This window comes from Pedobacter sp. NJ-S-72 (assembly GCF_053890575.1).
Map to the genome: position 1 here is coordinate 1,556,318 of NZ_CM132681.1, position 15,967 is coordinate 1,572,284.

General features: G+C 36.2%; 17 protein-coding genes and 2 pseudogenes. 11 read left to right on the top strand and 8 right to left on the bottom strand.

Annotated elements, in window-relative coordinates; all coding sequences use genetic code 11:
• The first annotated feature begins 4 nt into the window (after positions 1-4).
• Both ACWYN3_RS10325 and ACWYN3_RS10330 read left to right on the top strand, forming a co-directional pair.
• Positions 5-982, top strand: coding sequence for a DUF3667 domain-containing protein (locus tag ACWYN3_RS10325; protein WP_456221071.1), 978 nt, complete (start codon positions 5-7; stop codon positions 980-982).
• A gap of 229 nt (positions 983-1,211) precedes the next feature.
• On the top strand, positions 1,212-2,159 hold the full coding sequence (locus tag ACWYN3_RS10330) for a ketopantoate reductase family protein (RefSeq protein WP_456221072.1): 948 nt from the start codon (positions 1,212-1,214) through the stop codon (positions 2,157-2,159).
• Between the two features lie 302 nt (positions 2,160-2,461).
• On the opposite strand, the gene ACWYN3_RS10335 is transcribed toward ACWYN3_RS10330, so the two are convergent.
• Positions 2,462-2,818, bottom strand: coding sequence for a hypothetical protein (locus ACWYN3_RS10335; RefSeq protein ID WP_456221073.1), 357 nt, complete (start codon positions 2,816-2,818; stop codon positions 2,462-2,464).
• Positions 2,819-2,893: 75 nt separating this feature from the next.
• Here ACWYN3_RS10335 and ACWYN3_RS10340 point away from each other — a divergent pair, with 75 nt between their 5' ends.
• Both ACWYN3_RS10340 and ACWYN3_RS10345 read left to right on the top strand, forming a co-directional pair.
• Positions 2,894-3,526 carry a 2OG-Fe(II) oxygenase gene (locus ACWYN3_RS10340; protein WP_456221074.1) on the top strand — a complete coding sequence of 211 codons (633 nt, stop codon included), beginning with the start codon at positions 2,894-2,896 and terminating at the stop codon, positions 3,524-3,526.
• A 92-nt stretch (positions 3,527-3,618) separates the two neighbouring features.
• The gene (locus tag ACWYN3_RS10345; protein ID WP_456221075.1) at positions 3,619-4,476 is read left to right on the top strand and encodes a retropepsin-like aspartic protease; all 858 of its coding nucleotides are present in this window, start codon (positions 3,619-3,621) and stop codon (positions 4,474-4,476) included.
• Between the two features lie 497 nt (positions 4,477-4,973).
• Here ACWYN3_RS10345 and ACWYN3_RS10350 read toward each other — a convergent pair.
• Positions 4,974-6,264, bottom strand: a pseudogene (locus ACWYN3_RS10350) (citrate synthase).
• Positions 6,265-6,423: 159 nt separating this feature from the next.
• Positions 6,424-6,924 (bottom strand): DUF3347 domain-containing protein, encoded by a 501-nt coding sequence (locus ACWYN3_RS10355; protein WP_456221076.1) that lies wholly within the window; start codon positions 6,922-6,924, stop codon positions 6,424-6,426.
• Positions 6,925-7,279: 355 nt separating this feature from the next.
• Here ACWYN3_RS10355 and ACWYN3_RS10360 point away from each other — a divergent pair, with 355 nt between their 5' ends.
• The 3 genes and pseudogenes from ACWYN3_RS10360 to ACWYN3_RS10370 form a co-directional block, all read left to right on the top strand.
• On the top strand, positions 7,280-9,712 hold the full coding sequence (locus ACWYN3_RS10360) for a TonB-dependent receptor (protein ID WP_456221077.1): 2,433 nt from the start codon (positions 7,280-7,282) through the stop codon (positions 9,710-9,712).
• Between the two features lie 10 nt (positions 9,713-9,722).
• Positions 9,723-10,004 carry a hypothetical protein gene (locus ACWYN3_RS10365; RefSeq protein ID WP_456221078.1) on the top strand — a complete coding sequence of 94 codons (282 nt, stop codon included), beginning with the start codon at positions 9,723-9,725 and terminating at the stop codon, positions 10,002-10,004.
• Between the two features lie 193 nt (positions 10,005-10,197).
• A pseudogene (locus ACWYN3_RS10370) lies at positions 10,198-10,593 on the top strand (DUF4249 family protein); the annotation flags it as partial.
• 6 nt (positions 10,594-10,599) lie between these two features.
• On the opposite strand, the gene ACWYN3_RS10375 reads toward ACWYN3_RS10370, so the two are convergent.
• From ACWYN3_RS10375 to ACWYN3_RS10390, 4 genes are all read right to left on the bottom strand, one after another.
• A complete protein-coding gene (locus tag ACWYN3_RS10375; RefSeq protein ID WP_456221079.1) occupies positions 10,600-11,979 on the bottom strand; it encodes a PAS domain-containing sensor histidine kinase in 1,380 nt (459 codons plus the stop codon).
• Between the two features lie 8 nt (positions 11,980-11,987).
• The gene (locus ACWYN3_RS10380; protein WP_456221080.1) at positions 11,988-12,479 is read right to left on the bottom strand and encodes a hypothetical protein; all 492 of its coding nucleotides are present in this window, start codon (positions 12,477-12,479) and stop codon (positions 11,988-11,990) included.
• Between the two features lie 290 nt (positions 12,480-12,769).
• Positions 12,770-12,967: a phosphatase PAP2 family protein gene (locus ACWYN3_RS10385; RefSeq protein ID WP_456221081.1), complete on the bottom strand. Its 198-nt coding sequence runs from the start codon at positions 12,965-12,967 to the stop codon at positions 12,770-12,772.
• On the bottom strand, positions 12,934-13,416 hold the full coding sequence (locus ACWYN3_RS10390; RefSeq protein ID WP_456221082.1) for a phosphatase PAP2 family protein: 483 nt from the start codon (positions 13,414-13,416) through the stop codon (positions 12,934-12,936). The genes ACWYN3_RS10385 and ACWYN3_RS10390 overlap by 34 nt, the downstream gene beginning before the upstream one ends.
• Before the next feature lie 220 nt (positions 13,417-13,636).
• Between ACWYN3_RS10390 and ACWYN3_RS10395 the strand changes: the two genes are divergently transcribed.
• The 4 genes from ACWYN3_RS10395 to ACWYN3_RS10410 all read left to right on the top strand — a co-directional run bounded on the left by ACWYN3_RS10395 (position 13,637) and on the right by ACWYN3_RS10410 (position 15,024).
• Positions 13,637-14,212: a Crp/Fnr family transcriptional regulator gene (locus ACWYN3_RS10395; RefSeq protein ID WP_456221083.1), complete on the top strand. Its 576-nt coding sequence runs from the start codon at positions 13,637-13,639 to the stop codon at positions 14,210-14,212.
• A gap of 96 nt (positions 14,213-14,308) precedes the next feature.
• Positions 14,309-14,509, top strand: coding sequence for a MauE/DoxX family redox-associated membrane protein (locus ACWYN3_RS10400; RefSeq protein ID WP_456221084.1), 201 nt, complete (start codon positions 14,309-14,311; stop codon positions 14,507-14,509).
• Entirely contained in the window at positions 14,506-14,745 is a 240-nt protein-coding gene (locus ACWYN3_RS10405) for a MauE/DoxX family redox-associated membrane protein (RefSeq protein WP_456221085.1), read from the top strand. Before ACWYN3_RS10400 ends, ACWYN3_RS10405 begins: the two co-directional genes overlap by 4 nt.
• 84 nt (positions 14,746-14,829) lie before the next feature.
• A complete protein-coding gene (locus ACWYN3_RS10410) occupies positions 14,830-15,024 on the top strand; it encodes a DUF6520 family protein (protein WP_456221086.1) in 195 nt (64 codons plus the stop codon).
• 131 nt (positions 15,025-15,155) lie between these two features.
• Here the strand turns inward: ACWYN3_RS10410 and ACWYN3_RS10415 are convergent, their stop codons facing one another.
• Complete coding sequence (locus tag ACWYN3_RS10415) at positions 15,156-15,959, bottom strand: RagB/SusD family nutrient uptake outer membrane protein (RefSeq protein ID WP_456221087.1); 804 nt, start codon at positions 15,957-15,959, stop codon at positions 15,156-15,158.
• Positions 15,960-15,967: the final 8 nt, after the last annotated feature.

Consider the following 15,967-nt stretch of genomic DNA (forward strand, 5'->3'; position numbering starts at 1 on the left):
ACAGATGTCTGGAGGAACTTATCGTCACGAAAAAAACTGTCTGAATTGCGGCAGCCATGTTGAAAAACATTACTGCAGTCAATGCGGTCAGCCTAACCTGGAATTGAAAGAACCCTTCTGGGGCTTTATTTCACATAGTATAGGTCATTATTTTCATTTTGACTCTAAGTTCTTCCACACACTTATACCCTTGTTAACTAAACCGGGGCAGCTTACACTGGACTACCTCGCAGGTAAAAGAGCGAGATATATTCATCCGGTCAGTCTCTATATTTTCGTTTCTATAGTTTATTTCCTGATTGTCCCCCATGCGATGGAATATGGGCATCATCAGGAAAAAACACCTGCTGAAAACGCACGCGAATTAAAAGATAGTATTTTACTTGATAAGAAGGAGTATAAAGGTGTTCCTGATCTCTTGCTGGACCAGGTTACCAAAACAGAGTTCCGGGAACTTGATTTTCAAGATCAAAAGCTTATTCTGGATAGTTTGAATAAGATCTATCAGAAAACGCCATCTAATTTTCTACAGAAAAAAATTGATAAATTCAACAATATTCATGCTGAACGCCTGGACAGTACTTATGAGGCCTACACAATTCGCCAGAAGACTTTACCTGAACGAAATCGTGATAATTGGATCGAACGGCAATACAAAAAGAAACAAATCTATCTCACTCTAAAAAAAGATAAAGATCACTGGGATATTAAAGAAGAAGTTAAAAAATATCAGCCCAAACAATTCTTCTTGTTAATGCCTTTGCTTGCTTTCTTTATTATGTTGAATTTCAGAAAAAACAGGATCTACTATATCGATCATCTTATTTTCACAATTCATGGAATGACTGCATTTTTTATAGTCTCTTCAATTACTGTTCCTCTTAAACAGTATGTGTTCGGCGAAGCATCTTTTACCAGTATGCTTATCAGCTGTGCCGTACTTGCGGGGATCGCATGGTATGGTACTTATATACAGGCTTAAAATTATTTTATAACCGGTCTGTTAAAATGACCCTAAAAAAAACACTTACACTAATTATCCTGTATTACCTTACTTTCAATTTGTCTGAATGGGTAATAGTGGTAGTCATTAAGTACTTGATAGCTTAGTTACATCATTTCATTTTCTTTACTAGGATTTACACCTGATAACATGTAATTTGCCCGCCTTGCGAATTATTAATTACATCAGTTAAAATTTTAATAGAAAAATGAAAACAACAGAATTTGCTATAATTGGGCTTGGTGGTGTTGGCGGTTATTTTGGATTTAAACTTGCGCAAAAGTATGCTTCAGATAACGCAGTCAATGTAACTTTTATCGCCCGCGAAAAGACTTACGAAATAGTTAAAGAAAATGGACTTACTTTACTTTCTGCTGAGCATGAGGACAGTATTGCCAGACCGCATCAAATATTTAAAGATGTTGCTGAATTAGGTCAGGTTGACGTATTTGTAATAATCTGTGTAAAAGAATACGACCTTGAAAACATCTGTAACCAATTAAAAGACAAGATCAAAAATGATACAGTTATCCTGCCTTTAATGAATGGTGTTGATATATATGAAAGAATACGCAAAATCATAACTAATGGCATTGTCCTTCCGTCATGTGTTTATGTAGCCTCCCATATCAAAGAAAAAGGAGTTGTTGAACATAAAGGAAATCCTGGAAAAATTATTGTTGGAAAAGATCCGGAAAACAAGCAATTTGACCCGCAGTCTATAGTTGATTTATTTAAAGACGCGCAAATTGACATCGAATACAAAGAAGATTCATTTCCCTCCATCTGGTCTAAATACTTCTTTATAGCGAGCTTTGGATTGGTTTCCGCCAGGTATAACAAGTCTATAGGACAGGTTAATGAAGAGCCGGAATTACATGAAAGAGCTTTAAGAATCATGCAGGAAATACAGGCAATAGCTTTAAAAAAAGGAATACATACCCCTGAAAACATCATTGACCTGACATTTCAGAAAGCCGCATCTTTTCCTTTTCAAACGCCAACATCTTTACAACTAGACGTACAATCACGAAAAGAGCATACAGAATTAGAGTTATTTGCCGGAGCAATCATAGCTTATGGGGATGCTTTAGACATTCCTGTTTTGGAAACCAGTGCTATTTATAACGAAATCAGTGAGGGTATCCTCGCTTAACTTTTGTTCTTGAAATAATTAAGGCCGAATAAAGTAAGTGAACAGCCAATCAAACCCGATAATACAGGAGATGAAAAGCCATTGGTCAATAAAAGCCATGCATCACCAAGGATAAGTATGATTAATAAGATTGATATTATTTTAATTCCGTACTTTTTAAAGAAATCTGCCATAGTTATTGTGAAGAATTGCAAACGTAAATATTTTTTCCCGGCTAAACGGAATAAGAATCATAAGGAAGAGATTTCATAAAGAAATCTTTTCCTTTTAGGCTAACATCTCCTGTAGCATATCAAATAAGGTCAGGTTTTTTTAGCACATCCAAAATAATTATAATCCAGGATCAGGTATATAGTACGCTTTGCATCCCCATTATTAGTTACAATTCGCAATGGCTGACATAGCAAACCAAGGTTTTTGACAAAATTACGCTGATAACTTTCATCAAACCCCACGTATGCCTCTTCTATATCTGCTAGTGAGATAATCAGATCTTCATCTCCTTTGATATTTATTCCATTTTTTGTTAAAGATAAAACTCCTGTATGATTATGCACCGGAGGAGTGCCTCTAAACTGGGCAGCAATGTTATTAATTCCCGTTTGTGATTCCAGTTCATAATCATAACTCCATAGTACTCTTGCTTCCAATAAATTCATTTGATAAAATTGAGCTATTATTTTAGAAATGCAAAACTAGCATTTTATTGATTAATTAAACCTACCTTCACCAACATGCTGGCGTTTTGTCAGCTATTATTCCTTCCCCCCTCCTTGCAAAACACCTTCAATGTCCTAATTGACAGTTTTATAGATAATAAAGTTGGTATTACAGAAAATTTCTTAAGCGTCGCTTTAGCAGCCAGACTCAAAGAAAATCTCTATGATTTATATAAAGATCAGTTACTGCTGTTTGCCGGAACAGGCAACGAGACCCTGGTTGCTCACAATAAATTAGTAAGAAGTGATAAAATTTACTGGCTGGATAAAAAGCACAATAATGTCCATGAAAACAGTTTTTTTGAGCTGATGGATAGTTTTGTCAGTTATCTGAACAGCACTTGTTATACAGGTATAACGGGTTATGAATTTCATTATACACTATACGAGGAAGGCAGTTTTTATAAAAAACACCTCGATCAGTTCAAAAACAATGATAGCAGACAATATTCAATGATTATCTATTTGAATACAGACTGGCAGCAAAGCGATGGCGGAGAACTTTGTATCCATCATCCTGATCATTTACAAAACATCTCGCCTGATAATGGCAAAAGTGTTTTCTTTAAAAGCAGTGAGCTGGTACATGAGGTTTTGGTTACGAATAAACCAAGATTAAGTATTACAGGCTGGCTAAAGATTAACTAAACTGCGAGTTCTTAAAAAATGTTAAATCCCATGCATCCTGTTAGCGAAACATGGATAAAACGTTTAAATTCGGGCTATCTAATCATTTTTAAATGAAACTCATTTTTAACCTCTATTTGCTGCTAGCTATTTGTTCCGGAGCCTATGCACAGAATCTTACCTACAACCAGGGAGGAACATCAGCTAAAAACTATTACGAAGAGATCCCCTATCAAACTATCAATGGAAAAATGTTCATTCAGGTAGAGTTGAATAGTAAAAAACATAAGTTTTTATTTGATACTGGCGCTCCTGTGGCTATCGGCCCAGAGCTTGTTACCGAATTGAAAGCCCGGTTTCTTGATGAAGATACACTTTCGGATGTTAATGGGGTTACTGATACGATGGGTGTTGTTCAAATACCCAAAATCAAAATAGGCAGCATTCAATTTAATCATATTCCTGCGATTCCTGCGATTACCTTCTTTCCTGATTTTTATAAATGCTGGAATATAGATGGCGTAATTGGAAGTAATATTCTGCGCAACTCTATTGTTAGTATCGATGGGATCAGACATGTAATTATCCTGACCGATCAGCTGGAGAAATTAAAATTAAATGATAGCTACAGTTCGGAAATGGTGACCAACACAAGTTATCAGAGTAACCCGATTATCAAAGTAGTATTGAAAGATAATATTACTTTAAACCTTGGATTTGATACTGGTGATAATGAATTTTTGAGAATTTCTGAAGATATCATTAACCAGCTGCCCGATTCTGGCGTTTACCAAACTCTTGCAAAAGGTTATGGAGCCAATACCATAGGTGGGTTAGGATTACAGCAAAGTGCAGAAAAATACTTACTAAGATTCCCCGAAATGAAAATTGGCAACAGCCTGTTTAACAACATCATTGTTGAGACCAATAAAAGTGGGACTTCAGCTATTGGATCAAAAATTATTAAGTAGTACGGAATAGTCACACTAGACTTCATTCATAACCGGTTTTATTTTAACAGTCAAAAAAAAAAATAACAACGAAGTCAAAGAGAAACAATGGCCATTCATACCTACTGTTATTAATGACAGGCTGGCTATTGGTGTAGTCTGGGACAAATATAAAAACGAGGTAAAACCCGGACAACAAATTGTAGCAATAGATGATGTTGACTACTCCAAAGTAACCCTTTGTGATATGTTGAACCGTCCGCATATACTTGCTGGTAAAGAAACAGCGAACATTACCATAAAAGACGATCAGGGAAATTTACAAAGGATACAGATCAGTAAAGTGGAATATTAAATTCAAAGCGCATAAAAATCCTCTGCTAAATTTGTTTATTGAAGGGATCCCAATCACATCATCCTATTTTTAAACACAAAAAACCCTCTTTAGATTTCGCTAAAGAGGGCTTCAAATATATCTGATCTAAAAATAAGGTATTTCTTAAACCAGGATATAAATACTATCGTTTTTCTATTTCAACAAAAGCTCTGTTCGTATGTCCAACATAAATTTGACGGGGACGGCCGATTGGCTCTTTATTTTCGTGCATTTCTTTCCACTGTGCAATCCATCCTGGTAAACGACCCAATGCAAACAATACAGTAAACATATCAGTAGGGAAACCTAAAGCTCTGTAAATAATACCTGAGTAAAAATCTACATTAGGATATAATTTACGCTCTACAAAATAAGGATCGCTTAAAGCAGCTTCTTCCAGTTTTTTAGCAATTTCAAGGACAGGATCATTAATACCTAATTTTTCAAGGATATCATCACATGCTTTTTTGATAATTTTAGCACGTGGATCAAAGTTTTTATATACTCTGTGTCCAAATCCCATCATACGGAAAGGATCATTTTTATCTTTTGCTTTATTAATCCACTTTTCAGTGTCACCACCGTCTTCTTTGATCAGTTCAAGCATTTCAATTACAGCCTGGTTAGCACCACCATGAAGCGGCCCATAAAGCATCAAAGCATCAATACCAGCAGAAACTGAAGCATATAAATTACAATCTGAAGAACCCACCATTCTTACTGTAGATGCAGAGCAGTTCTGCTCATGATCAGCATGTAAGATTAATAAAGTATTCATTGCTTTCACTACTACCGGGTCAATTTCAACCTCTTCTGTACGCTGACCAAAAGTCATGTTCAGGTAGTTACTTACATAATCATATTTATTTTTAGGATAGATCAGTGGATGACCTAAAGATTTTTTATAGATAAATGATACGATCGTTGGGAATTTAGCCAGTAATTTGATCATAGTCAGATCCATTGTTTCAGGCGAAGAATTAGCCTGAAGTGACTCTGGGTAGAATGTTGACAATGAACACACCAATGAAGCTAACTGAGCCATCGGATGAGATTTTGAAGGATAACCATCCAGGAATTTCTTCATATCCTCATGGATCAGCGTATGCTTAGTAATCTGAGCCTGAAAATCTTCAAGAGCCTTAGCTGTGTAAATCGCCATAAATCAATAGAAAGGCAACCTCAAGGAAAGTAGATTTTTCTGCTAACTCTTCGATCGAATACCCTCTGTATTTTAAGATTCCTTTTTCGCCATCTAAAAAGGTAATTGCACTTTTTGTAGATCCTGTATTTTTGTAGCCTAAGTCCAGCGTAATGTGCCCCGTTAAATCCCTTAATTTTGAAATATCAATTGACTTTTCACCCTCGGTTCCAGTTACAATGGGAAATTCGTATACTTTACCATCGATCTTAATTTCTGCAATATCTGACATATATCTTCTAATTTATAAATAACAAATTTAACTATTCTAATTAAATAGCTTACATATAATGATAACAAAGCTGTTAAATAATTGTTAACCGCAGGTCATCATTAAGTAAGAATTGAGCTTATTTTTTTGCTTTAATAACTTCCAGCACTGCGCCGCAAGTCAGCATCTCTTTTCCATAATATGGATTACTGATCTTCTTTTCAGAAGATAACCAATCCCCCCCCCCCCATCGCCATTATTGGCCATCGGGCAATGCTGTACATAAATGGATCCTTGCTGAATATCAGCGTGTTTAAAGAGCGCGATCACATCAGAGCTCAATGCAGTGAATTCTTTACGCTGCAATTTAATATCCTCAGTACCAGCAATTTTCTCTGCAATTAACGCTGTATTTTCGCAACCTTCAAAAGCTTTAAGTGAGGTAGCCAGATCCAGGGCTGTCTGGTGAGCAGCTGCGGCATTATCAGCAACCAGCGAATTTTTCAAGCTGATATAGCCCTTATATATACTTTCCGTTTTAGGGTCGGCAAGTTTAACATCATTCACCTCTGCTGCCTGATCAGTAGTAGCTTTGCTGTCTGTTACAGCAGTTTCTTTTTTCACCGAGCCAGTACAGGCCATGAGAGTTGACAAAACTGCTATTCCAATATATTTCTTCATCAATTTCGTTTTTTGCTCAAAATACTATTTTAATTTTAAATACTTAAAAAACCACAAGATAAATGAACTTTTTTTTTTTAAATATTGCAATTAGTTGAGATGTGGATAGCCAGCGAAATCAAAAAACAATTTAAGCTATGACCTTAGTTTCCCCCTGCAACACAGGAGCATAAATCTAAGTAAGTGAAAACATATCTTCATATTATAGTTAAAAAGAGGATTAATAGATAAAAAATCGTTATCAAAAGGTAAAACGTATATCAGCTTCATAATGCTACAATCCTTTTAAATAATATTTACTAATCCGTAGGGGTATGCCTGTTATGTGCGTCTTAGCTGTGAATTTAATTTATTTATGAGCACACACAGTTTCAAAAATTTACTACAATTAACCCTCCTCTTTTTTCTACTGACCAGCTTCAAAAACAATCTTGCCTTAGCACAAACCCATTTAAAACCTATTCCCGCGCAAAAAAACAACCCCAAAACACTAAACGGAAGAATAACTGACCAGGCTACCGGCGAAACGCTAATTGGTGTGAGTATAAACACCAGAGGTACAAAAACTGGTACTACGACTAATAATTATGGTTATTTCAGTATTACTGTTCCTGCTGATACTGCGACATTTCGTATCTCTTATATTGGTTATCAAAGTATAGATACATTGATAAATCTGTCCTTAAAAAGTACGGTCGCATTCAGGTTGAAACCGCTGCAAAACGAATTAAACACGGTAGTTATCAAAGGGACTCATAATCAGCCTATTCAAAACACGTCACAAATGGGTAAGATTAATCTTCCTATCAGCCAGATCCAGGCGCTCCCTAAGTTTTTTGGTGAACCGGATTTATTTAAAGCATTGCAAACATTACCGGGTGTACAGCAAGGCAGTGAAGGTACAAGTGCAATGCTGGTACGCGGTGGTTCTCCAGATCAAAACCTGATTTTACTGGATGGTGCTCCTCTTTATAATCCATCCCATTTACTGGGAATATTTTCAGCATTTAATACTTATGCGATTAAAAACGTTGATCTCTATAAAGGGGCATTCCCAGCCCGATATGGGGGTCGTTTATCTTCAGTAGTAGATATTTCTATGAATGATGGTAATATGAATAAAGTACACGGACAGTTTACCCTTGGTTTACTAGCCTCACAATTAACAATTGAAGGACCTATCAAAAAGGATAAAACTTCTTTTATCATTTCAGGACGCAGGACATATCACGATTTATTTATAGAGCCTATATTAAAGAGTACGAATCCCGATGTAGAAAAATTTAAACTTTATTTTTACGATTTAAATGCCAAAATCCATCATAAGTTCTCAGATAAAGATCATCTGTATTTAAGCTTTTACAACGGCCAGGATAAACTCCAGACCAAAGTAAGACAAGGAGCTATCAATGACGGCACTACTACCCTGGGTGACTTTGGTCTGGGATGGCGTAACACGACCGGCGCAGCGCGCTGGAATCATATTTTCTCCAGCAAATTATTTGCAAATACAACGCTGACTACTTCACAGTATAAATTCAATACCACCATGACCTCATCGATTTTCGGTTCAAAAGCAAATGTGAATTCAGATGATATATTAAGTATTAACTCAGGAATTACAGATTACACAGCTAAAATTGACTTCGACTATCTGCCATTACCTGCACACAGCATAAAAATGGGAGGTTCTTATACCCTGCATACTTTTACTCCCGGAAGCAGTCTTTCTAAACAGACTTTCAATAACGAAGTTTTAAAAGATGAAAATATCAACTCCAAAATCAGAGGAAAAGAGATGGATTTATATGCAGAAGATGACTGGACAATAACAGACAGGCTAAAAGCAAACATAGGTCTTCACGCTAGCGGATTCAACGTACAAGGCAAGCTCTACACCTCTGTGCAACCACGGATTAGCGCACGTTATCTGTTACCGGGAGACTGGGCATTAAAGGCATCCTATGCTAGGATGACACAATACATGCACTTGCTGGCCAGTAATTCTGTTTCCTTACCTACCGATTTATGGGTTCCTGCAACAAGTAAAGTACTTCCGCAGCAATCTAATCAATTTGCATTGGGCGCGTCACGTAATATTTTCAATGATCAGTTTGAATTCTCAGCCGAAGGCTATTATAAAACAATGAATAATATTATTGAATACAAGGATGGCGCAGACTATGTGGTGACCAGCCAGGATAATGATTGGGAGAACAAAATTACTACTGGTAAAGGAAAGGCTTATGGACTGGAGTTATTTCTTCAGAAAAAAACCGGTCGTTTAACTGGCTGGGCAAGTTATGCGCTTGCATGGACAAACCGCAGTCTGCCAGAAATAAACAATGGAAAAACGTTCCCTTATAAATACGACCGCAGAAATACGCTTAACCTGGTTGGTGTTTATAAATTAAAGCCAGGTATTGAGCTCTCAGCAACTTTTGTTTATCAAAGTGCATCACCATTTACCATGGCTACTACCCAGTTTGAAGGTATTGGTCCTGAACAAGATAAACAACATGATAATTCTGATAAAAAACTAGAATACATAGAGTCCAGAAATAATATCCGCATCCAGCCTACACACAGGCTGGATCTTGGTGTCAGCTTTATAAAACTCAAAAAGAGCGGAAAGGTGCGTACCTGGAATGTTAGTATTTATAATGTTTACAACAGACAGAATTTATTCTATTTCAACATCAAAGATTACAAAGGCAATACAGCTAATCTAACTGGAAATAGCTTATTACCAATCATGCCTAGTGTCTCTTACAGTCTTAAATTTTAATATCAAAACAATGAAAACACTTAGTTTCCTTCCTATATTAACTATTTTCCTCTTCACATCGTGCGAAAAAAAATTGAATATCGACTTGCCGGCAGATGCTGACAGACCAGTTCTTAATGTGCTCATGAATGAAAATAGTCTCCTGAAAGTCCGCTTTTCTTTATCTGGCAGGTTATCCGGGGGGCAATCATTCAAAGAAGCAGATAATGCCGAAACAAAACTTTATGAAAATGATATTTTCAAAGAGTTATTAAAAAAAAAAAAAGTAATAGATGGTAAACTTATTACGTAAGTAATACCGTAGCTCTTAAAGATAAAAAGTACAAAATAACAGCCGCGCTCCCAGGCTTTAAGCTGGTTGAGGGCAGTGATGTAATCCCGGATATATCTACCATAGAAATCAATAATCAATCTGTTATCGAATCTAATAGCGATAGTTATAAACTAAAATTCAACTTCCTGCTTAAAAAAACAATAGTAAGGAAAAACAATATTACAGATTCAGGATTTTATACGAAGACAATGGAACGGGAAATACGGGATCTAAAACACCATTCTATATTCGTCCGGTAAATACAAGTGATATTTTTGGAAGCGGTAATTCAGAAAAGAAAGCCTGGTTTGTAGATAAGGCACAGCCAGCTGGCGAAACTATATTTTATTCATTCACTACTGATCAGAATTCCAGTTCAAAAAAAATGTATATAGAAGTCTCTTTACTGACTGAAACAAGCTTCAAATATCTGAAGAGCGTTTCAAAAGCAGATGATAGTGAGGACAGCCCTTTTTCAGAAAAAGTTATTATACACAGTAATATAGAAAATGGACTGGGTATAGTTGGCGGGTTATCCTATAAAGAATTTCCCATACCAACTAAATAATATTGATCAGGAAATTGGTAAACGGAAGTAGAAAGTAGAGCCCTTACCGGGCTCACTTTCAATCCAAAAATTCCCTTTATGTCTTCTCAAAATCTCTGAAGAGATAAATAAACCAAGTCCAAGTCCTTCAAACCGCATGGCATTGTCGTCTACCCTATAATATCGTTCAAATAACCGTTTGCTGTCTTTTTCTGCTATACCGATCCCGAAGTCCTGGAAAGAAACAATGAGATTATTATCTAGTATCACAGATCTGACAATTATCCTTTTACCATTTGGAGAATATTTCACTGCATTGGTCAAGAAATTATGGACTACTTGTTCAAGCCTGTACTGGTCACCTAAATAGGTAATATCAACTGCATTTTCAAACACGATTTCATGTGCTGGGGCGGTCAGCTGAACATTACAGATACTCTCTGCAACCATTTTCCCGAAATCGAAAGGCTCCATTTCGTATGTTATTTTGCCCGCATTGATTTTAGTAACATCCAATAAATCTTTAATCAATCTTTCCAGCCTGGTTATATTTTGAGCTGACTTTAGGATAAACCCATCCAATGAATGCTCACTATTTTTACGCTGGATCAGCTGATTAAATGCTTTAATACTCGTCAAAGGTGTTTTAAGCTCGTGACTGGCGATGGATATAAACTCATCTTTCCGTTGCTCATTATTTTTTTGAAGGTCAATATTGGTATTTGTTCCTATCCACAAAAGAATTTTGTCATTTTCAATTAACGGAATAGCTCTGGCTAAAAACCATTTATAATTTCCGTCTTTAAATAACAGCCGAAATTCAGTTACATACTCACATCCCGTTTCCAGTGCATTTGCCCATCTTTCCAGAGACTCGGCTAAGTCATCCGGATGAACAAATTTCTGCCATCCATGACCAACCACAGTCTCAATATCAAAACCAAAATCATCACAAACCACCTGATTGACGTAGTCAAGCAGCCCTATTGAGTTAGCTGTCCAGACTTGTTGTGGCAATGCATTCAGTAAAAATCTGAATCTGGATTCGTTTTCTGCCAGTTCCAGGTTGGAAGCTGTTAAATCTTTATTGATAACTTTCAGCTCTTCAGTTAACTGCTGTTCACGCTGCAAACCAAGTATGTTATCAGTTACATCATCAGCCATCACTAAAATACTATCAATGAAACCTTCATTATTCCGCAGAGGCGTATAAGAGAAATCCATATAAACTGTTTGCATGTATCCTCCAACCATGAGTTCTACCGCAGTTCCTTTACTGCTAAAGGGAATTCCTGAAGTATAAACTTGTTGTAATAAATTTGGAAATACCTGGTCAGTGATTTCTGGCATAAACTCTAATAAAGGCAACCCCAGAATAGAATTATTCCGACCCCATAAGTTCAGCATTCCTTCATTTAAACCTCCAGTATCATTTCTCTACCAGATAAAATACATAACGCAACAGGGATATGGCTGATAACACTGGAAAGCTCCGGATGGTGCTGATGTTCAATATCTTTCTTGTCTTTTTGACGCTGAATAGTAAGGATAACATATTGAAAATGATCATCTTTAGCCCCTACCGGCGTAATTTCAAGATCCCAGTACTTTACAGTTTTTCCACTTACAGGAGTGCAATACTTAAAATCATGGAGATATACTTTTTGTTTATGCTCAGCCGATTGAATCAGGCTATTTCTGAGCAAAGTTAAGTTATCAGCATCAGTGTTTTCTGTTTTAAACACATCCCAGATATTTTTCCCGATATTACTTACAGCTGTATTATAGCTGGCAAGTTTAAAAGCATGATTATCACAGATGATTTTATAATCTGAATCAACGGCATTTAATAATAAACGCGGCGATGGTGTCTCGAAAAGAGCTTGAAAAAGAGCATCAGTTAGCATAGTTATCCATAAAATATATCATCAGATTTTAAAAGCAGTAAATATATTAAACCTTTATAACTCATTTTGAGTATAAAAGTTTTGTATATAATTATATTATTGACGTCAGTTTAAAAAAAGCCAATTATAATCGATAATATACTATTCGGTTGAAAATGGGTGTGAATTCACCTCAGTTTTAGAAGGCATATATAGTGAGTCCATCTATTTTCAGGAAAAGGCGGACTCACCGTGGACCCGACGTGGACTTGACGTGGACTCACACGCATGTTCGTACGAACCGAGGTACATTATGCCTGTGCTTTTTTTAAATATAAAACGCTGATTATATATAAGCAGATTAAACCAAGAATCAAACCACCTAATACATCGGTAAACCAATGAGCTCCCAGGTATATTCTTGAAAACGGTATTGTTAAGATCAAAAATGCCGATATTACTACTACAGTTACTCTCACGATATTGTTAATCTGTTTAAGATTCCACATGAGTACCAATAAAAACCCAAAGAAATGGTATAAAAGAGTGTATGCCCACTTGGAAAACTCTGTTGCCTGGCAACTTCTACTATTCTGACCAGGTTCACAGTTGGTCTTGGCCTGTTCACGATGAGCTTTATGATCGTACTGATTGCTCCGGAGGTAAATGTTAGCAGAACAAATATTGCTTCTCTACGTAATTTAAACAAGTAAAAAGTCATTGCAACCAGTAATCCAATGAACATGGGAACAGGAAAAGCACCAAACCAGCTTATAAATTTCATTGCACTGTCTAATCCAGGACTCTGAATTGACTGTACAGCTGTTGAAATCCCCAGGTCGATAGTTGATGGTGGAAATAAGGCTACTATAAAGGTTAAAAAAATAAATCCTGAACACAGGATCACGAATAACCAGATCAGAACTCTTTTTCTATTTGATGTTAAAGTATTTCCCAATTTATGCAAGATTACAAAAAAACAAAAGTACAAATCCTATTCACAAATCGATTATCTAATAGTTTAAATGGTTTGTCAATATTTTTTGATCAAAAAATTAAATCAAAAAATATATAATAATTTATCCAATTAAATTAAGTTAGTAAGTAACAGGAAATATTATCATTATATTGTTACTATAGCCTGTCTCATTATTGGCCAGGACAGCAACCCGAAAATCATGGAAAAAGAAAGATTATTTAACCTTTTCAGTCAGTATCACCCCGTATCAGAAGCCCTTAAAGAGTATATGGGTAAGGTATTAGTAAAAGAAGACGGTATCAAGGGGCATCACTTGATAAACGCCGGACAGATACCGAATAGTTGTTGGTTTATGATTAAAGGCTCGGCAAGGGTTTATATTGACACACCCGCTCAGCAAACAACTATTTGGTATTGGTATCCCGACCAGATGACATATGCTCATTCTGGTTTTTCTACTCAAAAAGCAACAAATGAAAATATTGAATTGCTGGAAGATTCTATCTGGTTTAGTTTAGCGTATACTGCCATCCCTAAATTAATCAGGCTGTTTCCTGCATTTTATAAAATTGAATTTGGGTTAAAAGAACTGCATCAACACGATTTGCTTGAACAAAGCGTGGATCTGAAAGTATTAAATGCTGAAGAACGCTTCGTTAAACTTTTCGGACGTTTTCCTTCTTTAATGAATACAAGCTTACAGAAAGATATTGCTTCTTACCTGGGCATGGCCCCTGACACATTAAGCCGGTTGCGTGGTAAAATTAAGTTTTGATATAACAACCCGACCAAAATCAGACCTACTGATCCTGGTCATTTTCTGATTTAGGTCGGGTTGTTTAGCAGGTATCTTTAATAAAAGAAAGATATCATGAAAAAGCCACTAATTATAGAGGTGATTTGCGGAAGTCTTGTTTTGCTTTTTGCTTATACAGCATTTAGTAAACTGGCTGATTTTGAAGATTTCCAAAGGCAGTTAAGCATGCAGGTATTTCCGCCATTCGTGGTGGAAGTTTTGTTGTATCTCATCCCTGGGATAGAACTAGTAGCGGTTATTTTAATTATAGTGTGAAGGGTTCTCGTTTGTTGGGATTGATTTTGTCTGCCTTGCTTATGGTATTGTTTACAGGATATATCGCTCTGGTATTATCCGGTTATTATGACCACATCCCTTGTTCCTGTGGTGGTGTACTGAATAGTTTGGAATGGCGGACACACTTGTGGTTTAATGTATTTTTTCTGGTTCTTGCAGGCGTTGGGTTAATGTTTCAATATCAAATTCTAAAAGGAGGCAGGATGAAAAAATGAGAAAAGTGGTTAGGTATGCCTGGGATAGTTCCAGGATACAGGATGTAAGAAAACAAGAATCGTTAACAATTAAATCTTAAAAAAATGAAAAATTTAAAGTTCAATTTACCTGTAGTGGCTATGCTGCTAGGGTTAGGTGTCGTTTTTACTCAAAGTGCTTTTAAAACAGATAAGAAGCTTTTGAATTTTTATGGGTATAATTATACGACGGGGCAATGGATACCTGAGAATCCAAATTACACCTGTAAATCGCATCCGAAATCTCGTTTGCAAATTTAAATTCGTGGGTGTACCTCAACTAGGTGAAACCCCATACAATACTTCAGCAGAACCAACGGGTGATAGGGGAAATTATGTCCCAATTGACTAGACAATGGTAACAATCAGTTGAGTATAAAGCAGAGCCGGCATTAACACCCGGCTCTCTTTTTTATCTTGGATTTTGAATCATACCATCTTTTTATTTCATTATCTGGAAGTGAGAACACATACCGCAAATCATTCGGCTTCAACACATATATTTTACCATTTATATTCCTTCGCAGTTCTATTGCATAAATAGGGTCTTTGTTTAACCTTTTCAGATCATCCCACCTTAAACCTCTGGTAATCAACTCCTTTTTACGCTCTTCTAAGATAACCCGCAAGGCTTCAGCCTTGTTAGAAGCTACTTTATCAATGTAAGTACTTTTTCTCCATCTTGTTAGGAGCAATTTATTCAGCGTAGCCATTGCTTCTTCAATCCGGTTTTGCCTTGCCATACATTCAGCACTAATTAAATACATTTCATCAGTAGCTAAACCGGCAAAAAGCACGTTATTATTATTCCCTGCATAAGTTCCTCTGAAAGTCATTCGTTCATTTCCAGAACGTTCCCGAAAAAAAAGCAATTTTCTTAAATCATTGTTATTATAAGTTTTATAAAGAAATGGATCAATAATTATATTAGAATCAAAAGTTGGAAAAGTGTAGCTTATAATTCCTGAAAAAAAAAGTATCTCCAAATTTCCAACAGGAAAAGCCGATGGGAAAGGGCGGGCTGTACCAACTTGACTAATTGTATTGTAATCAATTAATTTACTTTGAAGTGCAAGACAAGAATCTGCATATTTACCTGCATTGCTATAATCCTCCATACTTAAAAACACTCTTGCCAATAGCGCTAAAGATGCCTTTTTATCCGGACGCGTCTTAACCTCCTCATTTAAGGCCAATAAATCAT

Coding starts and splice junctions, on each gene's coding strand:
- ACWYN3_RS10365 (WP_456221078.1), top strand. CDS start 9,723: ATGAAAACACTTAGTTTCCTTCCTATATTAACTATTTTCCTCTTCACA.
- ACWYN3_RS10330 (WP_456221072.1), top strand. CDS start 1,212: ATGAAAACAACAGAATTTGCTATAATTGGGCTTGGTGGTGTTGGCGGT.
- ACWYN3_RS10385 (WP_456221081.1), bottom strand. CDS start 12,967: ATGTGGAATCTTAAACAGATTAACAATATCGTGAGAGTAACTGTAGTA.
- ACWYN3_RS10325 (WP_456221071.1), top strand. CDS start 5: ATGTCTGGAGGAACTTATCGTCACGAAAAAAACTGTCTGAATTGCGGC.
- ACWYN3_RS10400 (WP_456221084.1), top strand. CDS start 14,309: ATGAAAAAGCCACTAATTATAGAGGTGATTTGCGGAAGTCTTGTTTTG.
- ACWYN3_RS10355 (WP_456221076.1), bottom strand. CDS start 6,924: ATGAAGAAATATATTGGAATAGCAGTTTTGTCAACTCTCATGGCCTGT.
- ACWYN3_RS10410 (WP_456221086.1), top strand. CDS start 14,830: ATGAAAAATTTAAAGTTCAATTTACCTGTAGTGGCTATGCTGCTAGGG.
- ACWYN3_RS10380 (WP_456221080.1), bottom strand. CDS start 12,479: ATGCTAACTGATGCTCTTTTTCAAGCTCTTTTCGAGACACCATCGCCG.
- ACWYN3_RS10345 (WP_456221075.1), top strand. CDS start 3,619: ATGAAACTCATTTTTAACCTCTATTTGCTGCTAGCTATTTGTTCCGGA.
- ACWYN3_RS10340 (WP_456221074.1), top strand. CDS start 2,894: ATGCTGGCGTTTTGTCAGCTATTATTCCTTCCCCCCTCCTTGCAAAAC.
- ACWYN3_RS10395 (WP_456221083.1), top strand. CDS start 13,637: ATGGAAAAAGAAAGATTATTTAACCTTTTCAGTCAGTATCACCCCGTA.
- ACWYN3_RS10335 (WP_456221073.1), bottom strand. CDS start 2,818: ATGAATTTATTGGAAGCAAGAGTACTATGGAGTTATGATTATGAACTG.
- ACWYN3_RS10360 (WP_456221077.1), top strand. CDS start 7,280: ATGAGCACACACAGTTTCAAAAATTTACTACAATTAACCCTCCTCTTT.
- ACWYN3_RS10375 (WP_456221079.1), bottom strand. CDS start 11,979: ATGCTGAACTTATGGGGTCGGAATAATTCTATTCTGGGGTTGCCTTTA.